We start from the raw sequence: 17,455 nt of genomic DNA, 5'->3' as shown, positions 1-17,455 counted from the left end.
AAAGCCCCGGTCGTCACAACCGGGGCCAAGGAGGTCCATGACATCAACGTCTCCGGGACGCGGAGGTTCCCGACCGACCGGTGGCGCCGGCCTGGAGCGGAATCCGTTCACGGTTGACCGGACCGCGCTCCAGGCCATTGAGTTTGCCGCATTTTCTGCGACGAACCGGCATCCCCTTCGTCGGAAAATGCTCTAGAAGCGCCGCAGCAGCCGCACCCCTCCCCGTCCCATGTCCGATCATCCGCCGCCCCGCCCCGTCATCATCCTGGTCGAGCCGCAGCTCGCCGAGAATATCGGCATGACGGCGCGCGCCATGGCGAATTTCGGTCTCTCCGAGCTGCGCCTCGTGGCACCCAAGGGCGGATGGCCCAAGAAGGGCGTGCGGGAGACGGCGTCCGGCGCGACCCATGTGCTCGACGGCGCGACGATCCATGCCACGGTGGCCGAGGCGATCGGCGATCTGCACCACGTGCTCGCCACGACAGCCCGCGAGCGCGGGCAGATGAAGCGGGTGATGGGGCCGGACGCCGCCATGCAGGCGGTGGTGGGGCGCCTGTCGGCGGGAGAGCGGGTCGGCATCCTGTTCGGGCGCGAGCGGGTCGGCCTCTCGAACGACGAGGTTTCGCTGGCGGATGCCATCGTGACCTTCCCGGTCGACCCGAAGCACCCCTCGCTCAACCTCGCCCAGAGCGTCCTGCTCGTCGCCTACGAATGGCGCCGCGCCGCGGGCCTCGCCGCCCTGCCCTTTGACGGCGAGCTACGCTCGCCGCCGGCGTCGCGCGAGGCGCTGCTCGCCCTGTTCGAGAGCCTGGAGGGTGCGCTCGACGCGGTCGGCTACTTTCCGCCGGAGAAGCGCGGCGGGATGGTGCGCAACCTGCGCGACATTCTTCACCGCATGGCGATGACCGAGCAGGACGTGCGCAGCCTCCGGGGCGTGTTGCGCGCCCTCACCGAGCGCAGGCCGGACCAGGGCTGAGCCGGTCCGGCCAGGAACCATCGGTCTCAGGGAAGCTTCGCCAGCGCCTGCTCGATATCGGCGATCAGATCCTCGATGGTCTCCAGCCCGATCGACAGCCGCACCGTTTCCGGCCCGACGCAGGCCGCCGCCTTCTCGTCGTCCCGCAGCTGGCGGTGGGTGGTCGTCGCCGGGTGGATCGCCAGCGACTTGATCTCCCCGATATTCACGAGGTGGGAGATCAGCTCCAGGCCGGAGATGAAGTCGAGGGCCGCCTGCTCGCCCCCCTTGAGCGCGAAGGTGAAGATCGACCCGGCGCCGTTCGGGACATAGCGGTTCGCCACCGCCTCGCCCGCCTGGCCGGGCAGCGACGGATAGCTCACCCAGGCGACCTTCGGGTGGGCCTTGAGGAAGGCGGCCACCGCACGGGCATTGGCGCAGTGACGCTCCATGCGCAGCGGCAGGGTCTCGATGCCGGTGAGCGTCAGGAAGGCGTTCATCGGCGAGAGGCCCGGGCCGAGGTCGCGCAGGCCGAACAGCCGGCAGGCGACCGCGAAGGCGGTCTCCGGGAACCGGTCCGAGACCACGAGGCCCTCGTAATCCGGCCAGGGCTCGTTGATGAGGTTGTAGCGGCCCGTCGCCTTCCAGTCGAACCGGCCGGCATCGCAGACGATGCCGCCGATCACGGTGCCTGAGCCCGACAGGAACTTCGAGGTGGAATGCACGACGATGTCCGCGCCGTACTCGATCGGTCGGATCAGGGCCGGCGAGGCGAGCGTGTTGTCGACGACGAGGGGCAGCCCGTGGCGCCGCGCCACCGCGGCGACGCCCGCGATGTCGACGACGGTGCCGCAGGGGTTCACGATCGACTCGCAGACGATCACGCGGGTCTTGTCCGTGATCGCCGCTTCGAAATCCTCAGGGTTGAGGCCGCGGGTGAATTGCGGCGTGAGCCCGTAGCGGGTCTCCAGGCGCCGCATCAGCCCGAGCGAGCCGCCGAACAGCCGCGCCGCGGACACGTAGGCGTCGCCCGCCTGCATGAGGGTCAGGAGCACCAGGAGCATGGCCGACTGGCCGGAGGACACGGCCACCGCCGCCTTGGCGCCTTCGAGCGAGGCGACGCGCCGCTCCAGGGCCGCCACCGTCGGGTTCGAGCCGCGGGAATAGGAGAAGCCGGTCGCCCGCATCGCGAAGATGTCGGCGGCCTGCTCGTTCGACTCGAAGACGAAGCCGTTGGTGAAGTAGATCGGCTGGGCGCGCGCTCCGGTCGCAGGATCGGGCGCCGTTCCGGCATGAACGGCCCGGGTGGCGAAGGCGAGAGCTGACGGATCAAAGGGAGGCATCGGGGCAGGTCCGGGCGGTCAGGCGGCGCGGCGCACGCAATCGTGCAGGGTCTGGACGAGGTCGGAAGGAGCATAGGGTTTGGGGATGAAGCGCGCGCCCTCCGGCATGTCGTTGGGGCCGGGCGTTCCCATCCCGGACACGACGAGCACGGGGATCCGGGGCCAGCGCTTGGCGACCAGACGGGCGAGCGCCAGACCGTCGATGGAGCCGAGCGGCATGTCGACATCGGTCATCAGCGCATCCACCTCCTGGGCACTCTCCAGCACCTGCAACGCCTTGTCGGCGTGAGGCGCCTCGACGACCTGGAATCCGGCGTCCGAGAGGGTGTCGGCAGCCTCCATCAGCAGCAGCCCGTCATCCTCCACCAGGAGCACGACGGGCACCGTTCCGGTGTCGGGATCGGCATTGTCCGGGCAGGTCGGGTCCGGGCTGGATGTCATCGGCGGTAACGGCTGATGCGGCAGGTAGTTGCTGCCTAGGAGCAGGCACCGCCAGGGTCAAGCGTGGCTGGCTTCACGCGTTCGGCGGCCGGGTATTGACCGCCAGGCTCCCGCGCGAGGAGGCGCCGACCCGCAGGCCGGCGTGGATCCCCGCGGGGACAAGTCGCCCATCCGTCGCGCGCCGGCTCTCGGGAGCCATGCAGGAAGGACAGGGCCGTCGGGCATTCCCCGAGGGGCTGCGCGGCCGCGGGCGGTTCAGGAGGCCGGGCCGCCGCGCTCCGGGGAGGCCGCATCGCTGCGCAGCCCGTAGCTGGCGAACCCCTTCAGCACCTCGTCGATCTCCGCGCGCGACAGGATGACGGGCCCGCCTTCCAGCTGCAGGCTGTAGAAATACTGCTTGGCCAGCGCTTCGAGCTCGACGGCGCGCCACATCGCCTTCTCCAGGCTCTCGCCGATCGCGATGATGCCGTGGTTGGCGAGCAGGCAGGCCGTGCGGCCCTCCAGGGCCTTGAGCGCCTCGCGCGACAGGGCCTCGGTTCCATAGAGCGCGTAGCCGGAGCAGCGCACGTCGTGGCCGCCGAACGCCGCCACCATGTAGTGACAGGCCGGGATCGACCGGCGGGTGATGGCGATCGTCGTCGCGAAGGTCGGATGGGCGTGAACCACTGCCTGGGCGTCCGGGCGGCTGCGCAGGATGTCACGATGGAAGCGCCACTCGGTGGAGGGCTTGAGCGGTCCCTCCCAGGCCGTCCCATCGCCGTCGAGGGGCATCGCCGCGATCATCGCGGGCGTCATCCGGTCGTAGGGCGTGGCGCTCGGCGTCAGCAGCATCCGGTCGCCATGGCGGGCGGAGATGTTGCCGGCCGTGCCCTGGTTCAGGCCATTGCGGTTCATCTCCCGGCACAGCTCGACGATCGTCTCCCGCAGCCGGCACTCGCGCTCGTCCATGCTCTCCCCTCCCGAAAGAGCCGTGGCTTATCACGGGGCCGGCGACACGGTCACCCGGGCGTGGCCGCCGCGACACGCCGCAAGGCTTTTCCGATCTCGGTAGTGAAGTTGAGCTGGCTCATCGCACAGGATCCGGCATGGTCCTGGCGTGGACGGCGCCGGCCGAGACGATAGAGAGCCGGCTTTGTCATAGTATCGTCATTGAATGGGGCGGACGGATTCGTGTCTCTGCCGCCGCAGGGGCGTGAACATCCGATGAAACGCCGCGGCTGTCGTATGACGGCATGAAGTCGTCATGTTTCTGTTAAGGACACCCTCTACCGCTCGCTTCGCACGAGAGGGGAAATGCCGGGGAGATCGGGCGCCGTCTGGGAGCGCCCCGTGGCCCCGCATCCGCCCGCCCCGCGGCAGTCCCCTGTCCGATCCGGAGAGCCGAAGCGATGTCCTCCATGCCCAACAGCCGCGCCGCCACGGCGGGCGCCCTGCCGGAGCGCGATCTCGACACCGATGCGGTCGCGAAGGCCTATGGCCGCTGGGCGCCCGTCTACGACATGGTGTTCGGGCGGGTCTTCGCGCGCGGGCGCAGCCTCGCGATCGAAGCCGCCGAGCGGGTCGGCGGACGGGTGCTGGAGGTGGGCGTGGGCACCGGCATCTCGCTGCCCGCCTACCGCCGCTCGACCCGCCTGTTCGGCGTCGACATCTCCGAGCCGATGCTGGCGAAGGCCCGGGAGCGCGTCCGGGCCCTGCGCCTCCAGAACGTCGAAGGTCTCGCGGTGATGGATGCCGAGCACCTCGATTTCCCGGACGGCGCCTTCGACGTCATCGTCGCGCAATACGTGGTGACGGCGGTCCCGAACCCGGAAGCCGCCCTCGACGAGTTCGCGCGCGTGGTCCGGCCCGGCGGTGAGATCGTGATCACCACGCGCATCGGCGCGGAAGGCGGCCTGCGCGGCTTGTTGGAGAAGCTGTTCTCGCCGGTGGCCAACCGCCTCGGCTGGCGGACGGAATTCTCATGGGCCCGCTACGCGAGCTGGGCCGAGCGCTCCGGCACCGTGACGATCATCGAGCGCCGCCCGCTGCCGCCGCTCGGCCATTTCTGCCTCCTCCGCATGAGGAAGGCCGCTCGCTGACGGCCGCGTCCCGGCCCCGACGACAACCCCCCTGACAGGAGACAGATTTGATGAGCAGCTTTCTCGAAGCGCTGCGGATTCAGCGCTGGGACGACCACCGCTACTATCATCACAGCCGGATCAACCAAGCCCTCCACCTGGTGAGCGCGGTGAGCTTCCTCGTCGCCTATGCGCTCGCCTTCAAGGACCCGGCGATCGCCGCGCTGATCGGCTGGCTCGTGGCGATGACAAGCCGTCAGGCGGGCCACCTCTTCTTCGAGCCGAAGGGCTACGACGAGGTCAACCAAGCCACGCATGAATACAAGGAAGAGATCAAGGTCGGCTACAATCTCCAGCGCAAGATCGTGCTGCTGGCGATCTGGGCGCTCTCGCCGCTGCCCCTCTACTTCGACCCGACCTTCTTCGGCCTGTTCGATGCCTATCAGACGCCGGCCGACCTGATCCGCCATGTCGGCCTGATCTGGCTGGTGCTGGCGACCGGCGGTCTCCTGTTCCGCACCGTCCAGCTGTTCTTCGTGCGGGACGTGCAGACCGGCCTCGTCTGGGCCGCGAAGATCCTCACCGACCCCTTCCACGACATCAAGCTGTACCACAAGGCGCCGCTCTACCTGCTCCAGGGCGAGCTGATCGATCGCGGCATGGCGCACAAGCACCGCTGAACCGGCGCGTCACGCTGCCCCCTCTCCCTGACGGGAGAGGGGTGCCGCACGCCGGGATGATCCCTGGACCCGTCCGACCTCATAGGCCCGCCGCCCCGATGAACATGCATTGGTCGCTCCTTGCTCTCGCTCCTTTCGGTGCGGCGGCCGCGGCCGGCGCGGCCGTCAGGCTCCGTCGCCGCCTCCAGCTCTCGCGCGCCAAGCATCGCTCGCTCACCGGCCATTCACGGATGGCCCGGCGCGTCGCCGGGCTGATCCCGTTCTACGAATACGGACCGGACCGCTACTTCCGCGCGGACGGCGCCCCCGAGGCGGTCGCCGCCCGGCGCCGCGCCGGGTTCGAGCGCCTCGCCGGGCTCTACCGCGAGCGCTTCGCCGAGACCCGGCGCCTCACCGCCGCGGTGCGGGACGGGCTCTCCGACCTGCAATTCACCAGCCTCTACCGGGTGCCCTTCCAGTTCGCCCGCCTGGCGCGCGAGCATCTCGGCGCCGGCGCCTTCCTGCGGGCCTCGGCAGGCGTCACGGTCACGGATCTCGACGGCAACGTCTTCTACGACGTCGCGGGATCCTACGGGGTCAACCTGTTCGGATACGACGCCTACAAGGGCTTTCTGGAGCGCGGTGCCGAGACGGTCCGCGAGTTCGGGCCGGTGCTCGGCGCCTACCACCCGGTCGTGGCGCGCAACGTGGAGCGCCTGCGCGCGGTCTCCGGCCTCGACGAGGTGTCGTTCCACATGTCGGGCACCGAGGCGGTGATGCAGGCGGTGCGCCTCGCCCGCTACCACACGCGCCGCTCCCATCTCGTGCGCTTCTGCGGCGCCTATCACGGCTGGTGGGGCGACGTGCAGCCCGGCATCGGCAATCCGCTGCCGGCGCGCGACACCTACACGCTGTCGGACATGTCGGAGGCGACGCTCCAGGTCCTGCGCAGCCGCCGGGACATCGCCTGCATTCTCGTCAACCCGCTCCAGGCGCTGCACCCGAATGCCGGTGCTCCGGCCGATTCCGCCCTCGTCGACAGCGCCCGCAGCGCCGGCTTCGACCGCGCCGCGACCACGGCCTGGCTGCGCCGGCTCCGGGAGGTCTGCACGGAGCACGGCATCGTGCTGATCTTCGATGAGGTCTTCGTCGGCTTCCGCCTCGCGCCGGGCGGGGCGCAGGAGTATTTCGGCGTGACGGCCGACATGGTGACCTACGGCAAGACCGTCGGCGGCGGGCTGCCGATCGGCGTGCTGTGCGGCCGGCGCGACCTGATGCGGCGCTACCGCGACGACCGCCCGGTCGACATCTGCTTCGCCCGCGGGACCTTCAACTCGCACCCCTACGTGATGGGCGCGATGGAGGCCTTCTTCGCGCATCTGGAGCGCCCCGAGACGAAGGCGCTCTACGAGGGGCTCGATGCGCGCTGGCGCGCCCGGGCGGAGGACCTCAACCGCCGGCTCGCGGCCGAGGGCCTGCCGGTCCGCATCGCCGGGCTGTCGACGATCTGGACCGTCCTCTATACGCGCCCGTCGCGATACAATTGGATGCTGCAATACTACTTGCGCGCGGAAGGGCTCGCCCTGTCCTGGGTCGGCACCGGCCGGCTGATCTTCAGCCTCAACTACACGGATGCGGATTTCGCCGCCGTGGCGGAGCGCTTCGTGGCGGCCGCGCGGACCATGGAGGCGGATGGCTGGTGGCACCCGCTGCCTCAGACCGACCGTCAGATCCGCCGCGGCGTGCTGAAGGAACTTTTCGCGGTGCGCCGGGCCGAATGGTTCGGGCGGCGGGCGCCGCGCCCGGACAGGGAACTGTCCGACGCGCCTCTGGGCGCCTAATACGGCATCCGATTGATCCGTTCGGAGACAGGCGGGCGCGGGAACCCCTCTCCCGTGCGGGAGAGGGGTTCCCCGCGCCCTCTTGTCTCCAAACGGATCAACCGGAAGCCGTATGACGCAACCTCGGCTTTCGCCCCCTCACCGGTCCGGACGGAGCGCCGGATCCCACCCCAGACGGACACGCTCCGGGAACCGTATCGCGGGATGACGACACTCCGGTCCGCCCTTGCCCGTATCGCCGCGCAGGAAGACCTCAACTTCCTGCTCACGAACCGCATCCCCCGCCGCCTCGCCACTCGGTTCATCGGCTGGTTCAGCCGGATCGAGAACCCGCTCGTGCGCGATGTCTCCATCGGGATCTGGCGCCTGTTCTCCGATCTCGACCTGTCGGAGGCGAAGACGACGCGGTTCCGCAGCATGCACGATTGCTTCATCCGCGAGCTCAAGGACGGCGCCCGGCCGATCGCGGCGGACCCGTCGGTGCTGGTGAGCCCCTGCGATGCGATCGTCGGTGCGAACGGCCGCATCGAGGGCACGCGGGTGTTCCAGGTGAAGGGCTTCCCCTACAGCCTCGCCGACCTCGTTCCGGATGCCGCCACGGTCGCGCAGTTCCGCGACGGGAGCTACGTCACGCTCCGGCTCACGGCCGGGATGTATCACCGCTTCCACGCGCCGCACGACTGCCGCGTGGAATCCGTGACCTATATCGCGGGCGATACCTGGAACGTGAACCCGATCGCCCTGAAGCGGATCGAGGCCCTGTTCTGCAAGAACGAGCGCGCGGTCGTCCGCACGCGGCTTGCCGCGACCGGACATGCGGTGGCACTCGTCCCGGTCGCCGCGATCCTGGTCGCGAGCCTGCGCTTCCGCTTCCTCGACATCGGGCTCGATCTGCGCCTGAAGGGGCCGTGCACCCTCCCCTGCGATGCGGCCCTGGCGAAGGGTCAGGAGATGGGCTGGTTCCAGCACGGCTCCACCATCATCGTGCTGGCCCCGAAAGGGTTCTCGCTCTGCGACACGGTCCGGGAGGGACACCGCATCCGCTTGGGCGAGCCGCTGATGCGGCTGCCGGACCTATAGGGCGGCGACGAGCGCGCGGGCCTTGGCGGCGACCGCGTCGGGCGTGTCGCCCGCCTTGTAGAGGGAGGAGCCGCACCCATACCCGGCCGCGCCCGCCGCCCGCCACGCGGCGAGATTGCCCGCATCGACGCCGCCGACCGGCAGGAGCGGCACCTCGCCGGGCAGGACCGCCCGCAAGGCCCGCAGCGTCGCCGGCCCGCCGGCCTCTGCGGGAAACAGCTTGAGCGCGTCGGCACCCGCATCGATGAGCGCGAAAGCCTCGGCCGGGGTGAAGAAGCCCGGCATCGTGACCATGCCGCGCGCCTTGGCCGCGCGCACGAGATCGGGCGCCGCGTGGGGCGTGACCAGGAGGCGCCCGCCCGCCTCCGCCACGGCCGTCACCTCCTCGGTCCGCCGGATCGTCCCGGCGCCGATCAGCGCGCGATCGCCGAAGCGGGCGGCGAGCCGTCCCACGCTGGCGATCGGATCGGGCGAGTTGAGCGGCACCTCGATGATCACGATACCGGCCGCCACCAGCACCTCGGCCACGGCCTCGACCTCGTCCGGCCGCACGCCGCGCAGGATCGCCACCAGAGGGCAGCGCCCGAGCCAGTCCATCACGCCCATGCTCACGCCCATGCGAGTCCCTCCCCGATCAGGGCCAATCCGCGCGCCGCCGCGTCCGCATCGCCGGAGCGGGCCGCGCCGCCGCGGGCCGCGATCGCCCGTGCATAGAGCGTCATCAGCGGGCCTGCGCCGATGAGGTCGACCGTGCCGCCCCCGGGCGGCAGGTTCTCGCGCACGTCGTGCCCGATCAGCAGCCCCGACAGATAGCTCGCTCCCTCCGCCGGAGAGAGACGCCCGAACAGGCCGAGCGCACGCGTGCCGAACAGGTGATGCAGGAGTCCGCCGGCATCCTGCGCCCGCCGAACGCCGGCATCGAATGCCTCCCCGGGGACAGGCTCACCCTCCATCATGCGGCCGAGGATGGTGTGTCCGCGCAGGGCCGCATAGGCCTCGCCGGTCAGGCCGGTGGTGAATCCGCAGATGCGTCCGTCGCGCACCCGCACCCATTTGCTGTGGCTGCCGGGAAGGCAGAGCAGGCCCTCGCGGCGACCGGCGAGCGCGCCGAAGACCTGCACCTCCTCGCCGCGCATCACTTCGGGGATCCCGGCCTCGTCGGCGGCACTCAGCCCGGGAACGATCCGCACCGTCACGCCGGGCTCGAAGGGCACCGTCTCCAGCCCGGCCCGGAGATCGTCGATCCCCGCGGGACAGGGCCGATAGGCCACCTCCCGCCAGCCCTGCCGGCTGCCCACCATGCCGGAGAGCAGCACGCGCCGCTCGCCCGCATCGATCCAGTCGCCGACGAGCGCGCGCAGGGCCGCGGCGAAGGTCATCGGCGGGACATGCAGGATGCCGCTCCCCGTCTCCCGGCTTTCCCGGATCGCCCCCGCCGGATCGAGCCGGTAGGCCCGGGCGCTGCTCGTTCCCCAATCGATCGCGATCATGACCCGAACCCTGCCCGGCCGGGATCCACGACGCAATGGGGCATCGGCCCGGATCGGGCGACCTGCCTGCTCCGGCCGGCAAGGCCCATGATGCGCCCGATCGAGCGACCCGCAGGAGATCGCGGCCGCCACCCGCAGCGCGCATGAGCGGCTCGTCGACAATCCGCCCTGGCTGTGTATCGTTCACGAACTCGATGCGCGGGCAATGTTGCCCAAGGTGAAGGGCTTCGTGTCGCCCCAGTCCTGGTTCGTCGACCTCACCCTTCTCAGCCTGCAAGAGCGCGGGACCGCCCCTCGATGACCGACTTTCTTCCGACGGAGACCGATCCCACCCTCATGTCCGCCGCGAGCCTCGCGCGGGCGATCGCCGCGCGGCGCCTTTCGCCGGTCGCTGCGGTGGATGCATTCCTGTCGCGCATCGCGCGCCTGGACCCGGCCCTGCACGCCTTCGTGGAGGTTTACGGCCCGGATGCGCGTCTCGCCGCGGAGGGGGCCGACCGGGCGATCCGCTCGGGTCATGCCGTGGGGCCGCTCCACGGCGTGCCGGTGGCGGTCAAGGATCTCATCGACATTGAGGGCCGGATCACCACCGGCGGGTCGATGACGATGCGCAACCGGCGCGCCACCGCGACCGCCACGATCGTCAGGCGCCTGATCGCACAAGGCATGATCCTGCTCGGCAAGACCCATACGGTGGAGTTCGCCTTCGGCGGCTGGGGCACCAACCAGCGGATGGGAACGCCGCGCAACCCCTGGGATCCGGCTCATCCGCGCACGCCGGGCGGGTCGAGCAGCGGCTCGGGCGTGGCGGTGGCGAGCCGGCTGGCTCCCTGGGCGATCGGCACCGACACGGGCGGCTCGGTTCGCCTGCCGGCCTCGTTCTGCGGCATCACCGGCCTCAAGGTGACGGTGGGGCGGGTCAGCACCCACGGCGTGCTGCCCCTCTCCACCACCCTCGACACGCCCGGCCCGATGGCGCGCAGCGTCGAGGACGTGGCGCTCCTGTTCAACGTCATCCAGGGTCCGGATCCGCTGGACCCTATCACCCGCGGCATCGCGCCGGTCGACCCGATGCCCGTTCTGGAGCGCGGCGTGCGCGGCCTGAGGCTCGGGCGGATGCCCGCGGCAGAGCGCGAGGGCTGCGCCGCCGACGTGCTGGCGGCCTATGACCGCGCCCTCGAGCTGCTCGACCGCGCGGGCGCCGAGATCGTCGATATCCAGCTGCCCTTCCGTTTCGTGGATTTCGTCAACGCCGCGGCGATCCTCCAGGCCGAAGCCTATTTCCACAACGGTGCGATCGCCGAGGACTTCGCCGCTCCGCTCGACGAGGACGTGCGCGCCCGGATCCTCTCCGGCGCTGCGGTCTCGGCCCGCGACTACCTGCGCACGCGACGCCTGCAGCAGGACATGAGACGGGCCTTCGACCGGGCCATGTCCGGACTCGACGCGCTCCTGACGCCGACCACCGAGACGGCGGCGATCCGCCTCGACGCGGTGGATCAGGCGGTGATGCCCTCGCGCTTCACGCGATTCGGAAATTTCCTGGAACTCTGCGCCCTCGCCCTGCCGAACGGCTTCTCGGCGGAGGGGTTGCCGCTCTCCCTGCAGGTCGTCTGCCGCGGCGGCGACGAGCCGATGGCGCTGCGGATCGGGCAGGCCTACCAGCAGGCGACGGACTGGCACACGCGCCTGCCGCCGGTGTGAGGGCCGGCTCCGCGCGGGGGCCTGGAGCAGGATCCGTTCATGGTGGAACGGATCTGCTCCAGGCTTTTGATTGTGCCGCATTGTCTGCGACGAACCGGCATCCACTTCGTCGGAAAATGCTCTCGCCGCGAGCCTCCTCAGCGGCCTGCGGCGCTCGCCGCCGCACGCTCGGCCTTCACGTTGGCGGCCTCCTGCGCGGCATCCGCCGCCCGGGCGGCGCGGGCCCGCGCCTCGCAGCACGCCCGCAGCGAATCGAGCTCCTCCTCGGTCAGATGCTCGATGCCGATATAGACGTTCTGCGCTGCGCTCGCGCGGATCAGCTCGTCGAGCTTGGCCTGAATCGCCGCGCCGTCCCGGTTCTGGGTGTTCTGGATCAGGAACACCATCAGGAAGGTGATGATCGTGGTGCCGGTGTTGATGATGAGCTGCCACGTATCCGAGTAGTGGAAAAATGGGCCGCTCACGGCCCAGAGCACGATGACGATCAGGCTCAGCGCGAAGGTCGCGGGCTTTCCGGCCGCCCGGGCAACCGACGCGGCGAAATCCGAGAAGCTGCGACCGGGTGCCATCCGAGGCTCCTCTCTGAGGCGGGATTGCAGCACCCGCTCGCCCTCTCACAATCACTCACCTGAGCGGTGGTTCCGGGCCCTTGACGGCGCGCGCGCGCGGGCGCAGGGAGCGGGCCGCTCGCGGTCGCTCCGGCGCTGCGACCCCCATCTCGGGACACCCACCCCCCATGCCGAGCGACAGTCACAGTCGACCGCCCGTGCCGTTCCCCGCCGTCGATTGACCGCTCGCGCCTGAGCGGCTCACCGCGACCGGCCGGGAACGGCAGGTCGACAGGAAGGTGAGCCATGATCGAGACCCTGCCCCTCGACGCGATGGTCGATCCGGCCGCGCTGGCGGCGCGCCTCGCCGACGAGAGCGCCGCCGACATCGTGGAATCCCTGAACGAGGAGGCGCCCGAGGTCGCGGCGGCCATCCTGCTGAGTCTGCCCTCCGAGCGGGCGATCGAGGTGCTGGACCAGCCCGAACTCGCCTGCGCCGCGGACATCATCGAGATGCTGCCGCGCGACCGCGTGGCCTCGTATCTCTCGGGCATGTCGGCCGACCGGGTCACCGACCTGTTCAAGGAGATCGAGGAGCCGGGCCGCTCCGACCTCCGCGCGCGCCTCGACGCGGAGACCCGCGGCGCCGTCGACCGGCTCATCGCCTATCCGGAGGAGAGCGTCGGCTCGATCATGACGACCGAGTTCGTCGCCGTGCCGGCGACCTGGACGGTGCGGCAGACGCTGGATCACATCCGCGTCGTCGAGCGCACGCGCGAGACCGTCTACTCGATCTTCGTCCTCGATCCCCGCACGCGCGCCCTCACCAAGGCCGTGCCCCTGCGCCGCCTGCTGTCGGGAGATCCCGGCGATTCCATCCTCTCGGTGGCGCCCACCCGCCGTCCGGTGGTGCTGACGGCGGATGCGAGCCGCGACGAGGCGGCGCGGCTGATCTCGAAATACGACCTCCTGGCGATCCCGGTCGTCGACGAGGCGAACCACGTCATCGGCATCGTCACCGTCGACGACGTGATCGACGCCATGATCGAGCGCCAGACCGAGCAGGTGCAGCGCTTCGGCGGCATGGAGGCTCTCGACGAACCCTACATGGACATCGGGTTCTGGCAGATGATCCGCAAGCGCGCCGGTTGGCTCTGCGTGCTGTTCCTGTCCGAGATGCTCACCGCGAGCGCCATGCAGGGCTTCGAGGGGGAACTCGAGCGGGCGATCGTGCTGACGCTGTTCATCCCGCTGATCATGAGCTCGGGCGGGAATTCCGGCTCGCAGGCGACCTCGCTGCTCATCCGGGCGCTCGCCCTGCATCAGGTGCAGCTGCGCGACTGGTGGCGGGTGGCCCTGCGCGAGGTCCCGGCCGGGATCACGCTCGGCGCGATCCTCGGCTTCATCGGCATCGTGCGGATCGTGGTCTGGCAGAAGACGGGCCTCTACGATTACGGCGAACACTGGATGCTCGTCGCCGCGACGGTCGGCACCGCGCTGATCGGCATCGTGCTGTTCGGCTCGCTCGCCGGCTCGATGCTGCCCTTCCTCCTCCAGCGCCTGGGCTTCGACCCGGCCACGGCCTCCGCGCCCTTCGTGGCGACACTCGTCGACGTGTCGGGGCTGGTGATCTACTTCACGGTGGCGCTGGTCATCCTGAAGGGCACGCTGCTCTGAGGGCCTGCGGGGCCGGGCACGGGGCGGTCGTCTCCCGGATGATCCATTCGACGACAAGAGGGCGCGGGATCCCCTCTCCCGTGCGGGTGTATAGACCGGAGACAAGGGTTACAGGTGTTCGGAGACATGGGTGACACAATGGCCAAGAGCAATCGATGCGGGAGCGTGTCGTGCCTTGGCAAGAGGTGTCAGTCATAGACAACCGCGCCGAGTTCGTGGGTCTGGCCCAGCAGGAGGCGGCGAACGTGGCGGCGCTGTGCCGCCGCTTCGGGATCAGCCGCAAGACTGGCTACAAGTGGCTGGGCCGGGCGCGGAGTGGCGCGGGCTTGGACGACCGCTCGCGGCGCCCGCACGCCAGCCCGGCCCGCACGTCCCCCGAGATGGAGGAGGCGGTGCTGGAACTGCGCACGGCTCATCCGAGTTGGGGTGGGCGCAAGCTGCGCCGACGGCTGCAGGATCAGGGCCAGGAGGTGGTCCCGGCCGCCTCGACGATCACCGCCGTGCTGGCGCGCCACGCCCGGCTGGGCCAACCCGATGCCCCCAGCATCCCGTTCACCCGCTTCGAGCACCCCCGGCCCAACGCTCTCTGGCAGATGGACTTCAAGGGCCACTTCGCCCATGCCGGCGGCCGCTGCCACCCTCTCACCGTGCTGGACGACCACAGCCGCTACGCGCTCTGCCTGGCGGCCTGTGCCGACGAGGTCACCGCGACCGTGCAGGGGCAGCTGAGTGCCACGTTCCGGCGCTACGGCCTGCCCGAGCGGATCAACCTGGACAACGGCAGCCCCTGGGGCAACGGACCGGGCCAGCGCTACACGCCTCTCACCGTGTGGCTGCTGCGGCTGGGCATCCACATCAGCCACAGCCGGCCCTACCATCCGCAGACCAACGGCAAGGACGAGCGCTTCCATCGCACCCTCAAGCGCGACGTGCTGCATGGCGCGTTCTACGCCAGCCTGGCGGCCTGCCAGCGGGCGTTCGATCGCTTCCGGCTGATCTACAATTGCTCATCAGAACGCACATCTCGCTATGCTGTTGATGCGAAGAGGCTTTGCTGCGCCGGATCCGGTACCGCGGGGTGTTTGCTGCGGTTCAGCGTCCCCTGCGCGAGGGCCCGGGCGGCCGGGCTGTCGAGAGCGGCTCGGCTGAACACCCAGGGTCCGTCTGCGAGAGGATGCACCGCATCGACCTCGCCCCGTTCCGCCGCCAGACGAAGCGTGCGCGCGGCCACCCCGACGAGGGCGGCTGCCTGGCTCAGGTTCAGCCAGGGCTCCTCTCCCTCTGCGCCCGCGCGGAACACCGGAATGCGGTAGTGCGAGCGCAGCGCCGTGACGCGCTCGCGCGTGAAGCGGTTGCCGTGCCCTGTCCTCACGCCGTTGCGATTGAGCACGCCCGCGATCACGTCGTCACGCGCGATCAGCGCCAGCGCGCGCACGGCCTCAACCACGTCGGCGGGCGTGCTGGTGCGCTGGCCGCGCCGGCGGCGTGGCAGGCGGTGCTCGGTGTGGGCGCCGCCCACCCAGTGCAGCGTCAGCACGATCTCGGCCCGCGCCTCGTCGAGGTCAGCAACGGCCTCGTGGAGGACAGTGCGCACGATCCGCTTCTTGAGCCGGGCATCCGTTGTCGGTGCCGACCAGATACCGCGCAGGTCCGCGGCCAGCGTCTCGAGCGCCGCAGGAGCGAGGGCGGGCCGCGGAGTGGCCGCTTCGTGCTCGGCGATGCGCGCCTCGCAAGCGCCCACTCGGGCCAGAGCCCGGTTCCAACGCGCCTCGAGTTCGCCGGTCACCAGGCGGTTCTCGGGATCAGCGGCATCGTACTGCCGGAAGGCGCGGTCGGCCGCGAAGCGTGCCGCCTCCAGGTCGCGCACCATGGCCGCGCGGGCCTCGTCGCGCCGCGTGTTCGCCTGTGCCTCGGCCGCTCGCGCCGCCTCAACCGCGGCCGGCTGCACGACAGACAGGAGCGCTGACTCCACCACGTCGTCGACGCGCAGGCCCCCAAAGGCGATGCAGTTCGGCTCGCCGTAGTCGATCCGCCCGCGCACGCAGGCGTAGCGCGGGATCTGTCCCTTGGCCCCCGTGTACTGCACGTTCAGCTTGCGCCCGCAGCGGCCGCAGCCCCGAGAGCAGCGCCGCGCCGAGCTTGGGCGCGCCGCGGGAACTTGCCGGGACGTTCTCGCTCACCATCGCCCGGATCGCCTCCGCCCGCTCCCACGCCACGTAACCTTCATGCGCGCCAGGCTTCAACGCCAGCCATTCCGAACGAGGCGTGCGCCGCGCCCGCGCCTTGGCTCCGGCCGCGTCGTAGCTGGCGGTGACGCGGCTGCGACCGTAGGCGTAGGCGCCGCCATAGGCGGGATTGGCAATGAACGCGCGAAGCGTCGAGTAGCGGGGGCGGCGCCAGACGACCGGACCGGCGTTGACGCGGGTCGGCAGATCGAGCCCGTGCTCCAGGAACCAGAGCAGCGCCTGACGCACGCTGCCGAGTTCGGCCACCTTGTCGATGGCAAGCCGGATCGCCGCCTGCACGCGCCGATCAGGATCCATCTCGAGCCGGGCTCCGACCTTGATGAAGCCCACGGGGGCCGCGACCACGAGCTCGCCGCGGTGGGCCTTCTCGTAGCGCGCCGCCAGCGAGCGCTGGCGCAGAAGGTCGAGCTCGTACTCGTTGAGGCTGCCCTTGAGCCCCAGGAGCAGGCGGTCGTTGCCGAGGCGAGGCGCGTAGATCGTCTCCTGATCAACAAGCAGGGTATCGACGACGCGGCACATCTCCACGAGCTGCTGCCAGTCGCGGCTGTTGCGGGCAAAGCGCGAGACCTCACGGGCGGCGACCGCGCCGACCTTGCCCAGGCACACCTCGGCGACCATGCGCTCGAAGCCGGCGCGGGGCGTCCCGCCGGCGGCCGAGCAGCCGAGGTCCTCGTCGATCACCTCGATCTCAGCAAAGCCGAGCCCCGCAAGCCGCTCGCGCATGGCGTACTGCAGCGCCTGGCTCTCACGGTTGTGCTGGACCTGATGCGCCGAGGACTGGCGGACGTAGAGCACGGCTTTGCGGGCCCGGTGCTGCGGGCCGATCTTCTCAGCGCTCATCGGGGCTGCCTCCGGCTCGGGCGCCCGGCTGCGGATCGGCGCCGCGGGCGTGCGCGACGAGCAGGTGGGTCAGGAGACGGGTGAGGGTCTGCTGGGTCGCCTCCGGCAGGTCGCCTCAGGCCGGCGGCGCTGTCGGGGTCGATGGCCCGCTCGTTAAACCGAGTTCGAGTTGCGGGTCCGACCGGCGCGGTCGGCGCGGAGGATGAGGCATGACGATCTCCCGGGGACTCGGGCGATGCTAGCCGGGCTCGGCTCGGGGCGCGGTGCTGGCCGCCCGTCGCAGCGGCGAGGAGGGCGTGCAAGCTCATCAGCGCGGACATGGCCGCGACCGGCTGCGCCGTCGCCTGCATCGTGCGGCACGCAACGGGATCGAGCATCCAGACCGGGAGTTCCTGAGGGCGGACGATGGGCGCGTCCGCGAGCGAGCAGCGCGCCGCCGCGCCGGTCGTGCGCTCGATCACCTCGTGGACGCAGACGGCGCGCCCGGCCCACGGGTGCCACGCGTAGACCACGACGACCTCGTCGCCCGCGCCGGTACTATGGGTCTTGTGGTGAGAGGTTGTACAACAGCGAG

The 17,455-nt window shown here is 70.5% G+C and carries 15 protein-coding genes and 1 pseudogene; 8 read left to right on the top strand and 8 right to left on the bottom strand.

Annotated elements, in window-relative coordinates; genetic code table 11:
- Nucleotides 1–229: 229 nt before the first annotated feature.
- Nucleotides 230–976 carry an RNA methyltransferase gene (locus MNOD_RS22700; RefSeq protein WP_015931305.1) on the top strand — a complete coding sequence of 249 codons (747 nt, stop codon included), beginning with the start codon at nucleotides 230–232 and terminating at the stop codon, nucleotides 974–976.
- Nucleotides 977–1,002: 26 nt separating this feature from the next.
- Here MNOD_RS22700 and MNOD_RS22695 read toward each other — a convergent pair whose 3' ends face one another.
- From MNOD_RS22695 to MNOD_RS22685, 3 genes are all read right to left on the bottom strand, one after another.
- The gene (locus MNOD_RS22695; RefSeq protein ID WP_015931304.1) at nucleotides 1,003–2,298 is read right to left on the bottom strand and encodes an O-acetylhomoserine aminocarboxypropyltransferase/cysteine synthase family protein; all 1,296 of its coding nucleotides are present in this window, start codon (nucleotides 2,296–2,298) and stop codon (nucleotides 1,003–1,005) included.
- Between the two features lie 18 nt (nucleotides 2,299–2,316).
- A complete protein-coding gene (locus MNOD_RS22690; protein ID WP_015931303.1) occupies nucleotides 2,317–2,739 on the bottom strand; it encodes a response regulator in 423 nt (140 codons plus the stop codon).
- A 255-nt stretch (nucleotides 2,740–2,994) separates the two neighbouring features.
- A complete protein-coding gene (locus MNOD_RS22685) occupies nucleotides 2,995–3,687 on the bottom strand; it encodes a class II aldolase/adducin family protein (RefSeq protein ID WP_015931302.1) in 693 nt (230 codons plus the stop codon).
- Nucleotides 3,688–4,127: 440 nt separating this feature from the next.
- Here MNOD_RS22685 and MNOD_RS22680 point away from each other — a divergent pair, with 440 nt between their 5' ends.
- From MNOD_RS22680 to asd, 4 genes are all read left to right on the top strand, one after another.
- Nucleotides 4,128–4,817, top strand: a complete 690-nt coding sequence (locus tag MNOD_RS22680; protein ID WP_015931301.1) for a class I SAM-dependent methyltransferase — start codon at nucleotides 4,128–4,130, stop codon at nucleotides 4,815–4,817.
- Nucleotides 4,818–4,867: 50 nt separating this feature from the next.
- Nucleotides 4,868–5,476, top strand: a complete 609-nt coding sequence (locus tag MNOD_RS22675) for a hypothetical protein (protein ID WP_015931300.1) — start codon at nucleotides 4,868–4,870, stop codon at nucleotides 5,474–5,476.
- 98 nt (nucleotides 5,477–5,574) lie between these two features.
- Nucleotides 5,575–7,296 carry an aminotransferase class III-fold pyridoxal phosphate-dependent enzyme gene (locus MNOD_RS22670; RefSeq protein WP_015931299.1) on the top strand — a complete coding sequence of 574 codons (1,722 nt, stop codon included), beginning with the start codon at nucleotides 5,575–5,577 and terminating at the stop codon, nucleotides 7,294–7,296.
- A gap of 204 nt (nucleotides 7,297–7,500) precedes the next feature.
- Nucleotides 7,501–8,376: an archaetidylserine decarboxylase gene (gene asd, locus MNOD_RS22665; RefSeq protein ID WP_015931298.1), complete on the top strand. Its 876-nt coding sequence runs from the start codon at nucleotides 7,501–7,503 to the stop codon at nucleotides 8,374–8,376.
- Here asd and MNOD_RS22660 read toward each other — a convergent pair.
- Complete coding sequence (locus tag MNOD_RS22660; protein ID WP_043751877.1) at nucleotides 8,371–8,982, bottom strand: 2-dehydro-3-deoxy-6-phosphogalactonate aldolase; 612 nt, start codon at nucleotides 8,980–8,982, stop codon at nucleotides 8,371–8,373. The genes asd and MNOD_RS22660 overlap by 6 nt on opposite strands.
- A 2-nt stretch (nucleotides 8,983–8,984) precedes the next feature.
- Nucleotides 8,985–9,866 carry a 2-dehydro-3-deoxygalactonokinase gene (locus MNOD_RS22655; protein WP_015931296.1) on the bottom strand — a complete coding sequence of 294 codons (882 nt, stop codon included), beginning with the start codon at nucleotides 9,864–9,866 and terminating at the stop codon, nucleotides 8,985–8,987.
- A gap of 297 nt (nucleotides 9,867–10,163) precedes the next feature.
- On the opposite strand from MNOD_RS22655, the gene MNOD_RS22650 reads away from it, so the two are divergent.
- The gene (locus MNOD_RS22650) at nucleotides 10,164–11,570 is read left to right on the top strand and encodes an amidase (RefSeq protein ID WP_015931295.1); all 1,407 of its coding nucleotides are present in this window, start codon (nucleotides 10,164–10,166) and stop codon (nucleotides 11,568–11,570) included.
- A 137-nt stretch (nucleotides 11,571–11,707) separates the two neighbouring features.
- On the opposite strand, the gene MNOD_RS22645 is transcribed toward MNOD_RS22650, so the two are convergent.
- Complete coding sequence (locus tag MNOD_RS22645) at nucleotides 11,708–12,139, bottom strand: low affinity iron permease family protein (RefSeq protein WP_015931294.1); 432 nt, start codon at nucleotides 12,137–12,139, stop codon at nucleotides 11,708–11,710.
- A 285-nt stretch (nucleotides 12,140–12,424) separates the two neighbouring features.
- Between MNOD_RS22645 and mgtE the strand changes: the two genes are divergently transcribed.
- Both mgtE and MNOD_RS43835 read left to right on the top strand, forming a co-directional pair.
- Nucleotides 12,425–13,795, top strand: coding sequence for a magnesium transporter (gene mgtE / locus MNOD_RS22640; RefSeq protein WP_015931293.1), 1,371 nt, complete (start codon nucleotides 12,425–12,427; stop codon nucleotides 13,793–13,795).
- A 155-nt stretch (nucleotides 13,796–13,950) separates the two neighbouring features.
- Nucleotides 13,951–14,745: pseudogene (locus tag MNOD_RS43835) on the top strand (IS481 family transposase); the annotation flags it as partial.
- Nucleotides 14,746–14,822: 77 nt separating this feature from the next.
- Here the strand turns inward: MNOD_RS43835 and MNOD_RS49305 are convergent.
- Nucleotides 14,823–15,767 carry a hypothetical protein gene (locus tag MNOD_RS49305; protein WP_244424549.1) on the bottom strand — a complete coding sequence of 315 codons (945 nt, stop codon included), beginning with the start codon at nucleotides 15,765–15,767 and terminating at the stop codon, nucleotides 14,823–14,825.
- The gene (locus MNOD_RS49300; protein ID WP_015927093.1) at nucleotides 15,724–16,881 is read right to left on the bottom strand and encodes a recombinase family protein; all 1,158 of its coding nucleotides are present in this window, start codon (nucleotides 16,879–16,881) and stop codon (nucleotides 15,724–15,726) included. Before MNOD_RS49300 ends, MNOD_RS49305 begins: the two co-directional genes overlap by 44 nt.
- Nucleotides 16,882–17,455: the final 574 nt, after the last annotated feature.

The organism is Methylobacterium nodulans ORS 2060, from assembly GCF_000022085.1.
GTDB lineage: Bacteria > Pseudomonadota > Alphaproteobacteria > Rhizobiales > Beijerinckiaceae > Methylobacterium > Methylobacterium nodulans.
The sequence above is the reverse complement of the archived record's forward strand: the minus strand, read 5'-3'. Positions and strand labels throughout refer to the sequence as shown.

Excerpts from the sequence above, each read along its gene's own strand:
- MNOD_RS22700 (WP_015931305.1), top strand. The coding sequence starts at position 230 with ATGTCCGATCATCCGCCGCCCCGCCCCGTCATCATCCTGGTCGAGCCG.
- asd (WP_015931298.1), top strand. The coding sequence starts at position 7,501 with ATGACGACACTCCGGTCCGCCCTTGCCCGTATCGCCGCGCAGGAAGAC.
- MNOD_RS22685 (WP_015931302.1), bottom strand. The coding sequence starts at position 3,687 with ATGGACGAGCGCGAGTGCCGGCTGCGGGAGACGATCGTCGAGCTGTGC.
- MNOD_RS22655 (WP_015931296.1), bottom strand. The coding sequence starts at position 9,866 with ATGATCGCGATCGATTGGGGAACGAGCAGCGCCCGGGCCTACCGGCTC.
- MNOD_RS22680 (WP_015931301.1), top strand. The coding sequence starts at position 4,128 with ATGTCCTCCATGCCCAACAGCCGCGCCGCCACGGCGGGCGCCCTGCCG.
- MNOD_RS22690 (WP_015931303.1), bottom strand. The coding sequence starts at position 2,739 with ATGACATCCAGCCCGGACCCGACCTGCCCGGACAATGCCGATCCCGAC.
- MNOD_RS22645 (WP_015931294.1), bottom strand. The coding sequence starts at position 12,139 with ATGGCACCCGGTCGCAGCTTCTCGGATTTCGCCGCGTCGGTTGCCCGG.
- MNOD_RS22660 (WP_043751877.1), bottom strand. The coding sequence starts at position 8,982 with ATGGGCGTGATGGACTGGCTCGGGCGCTGCCCTCTGGTGGCGATCCTG.
- MNOD_RS22695 (WP_015931304.1), bottom strand. The coding sequence starts at position 2,298 with ATGCCTCCCTTTGATCCGTCAGCTCTCGCCTTCGCCACCCGGGCCGTT.
- mgtE (WP_015931293.1), top strand. The coding sequence starts at position 12,425 with ATGATCGAGACCCTGCCCCTCGACGCGATGGTCGATCCGGCCGCGCTG.
- MNOD_RS22650 (WP_015931295.1), top strand. The coding sequence starts at position 10,164 with ATGACCGACTTTCTTCCGACGGAGACCGATCCCACCCTCATGTCCGCC.
- MNOD_RS22675 (WP_015931300.1), top strand. The coding sequence starts at position 4,868 with ATGAGCAGCTTTCTCGAAGCGCTGCGGATTCAGCGCTGGGACGACCAC.
- MNOD_RS49300 (WP_015927093.1), bottom strand. The coding sequence starts at position 16,881 with ATGAGCGCTGAGAAGATCGGCCCGCAGCACCGGGCCCGCAAAGCCGTG.
- MNOD_RS22670 (WP_015931299.1), top strand. The coding sequence starts at position 5,575 with ATGAACATGCATTGGTCGCTCCTTGCTCTCGCTCCTTTCGGTGCGGCG.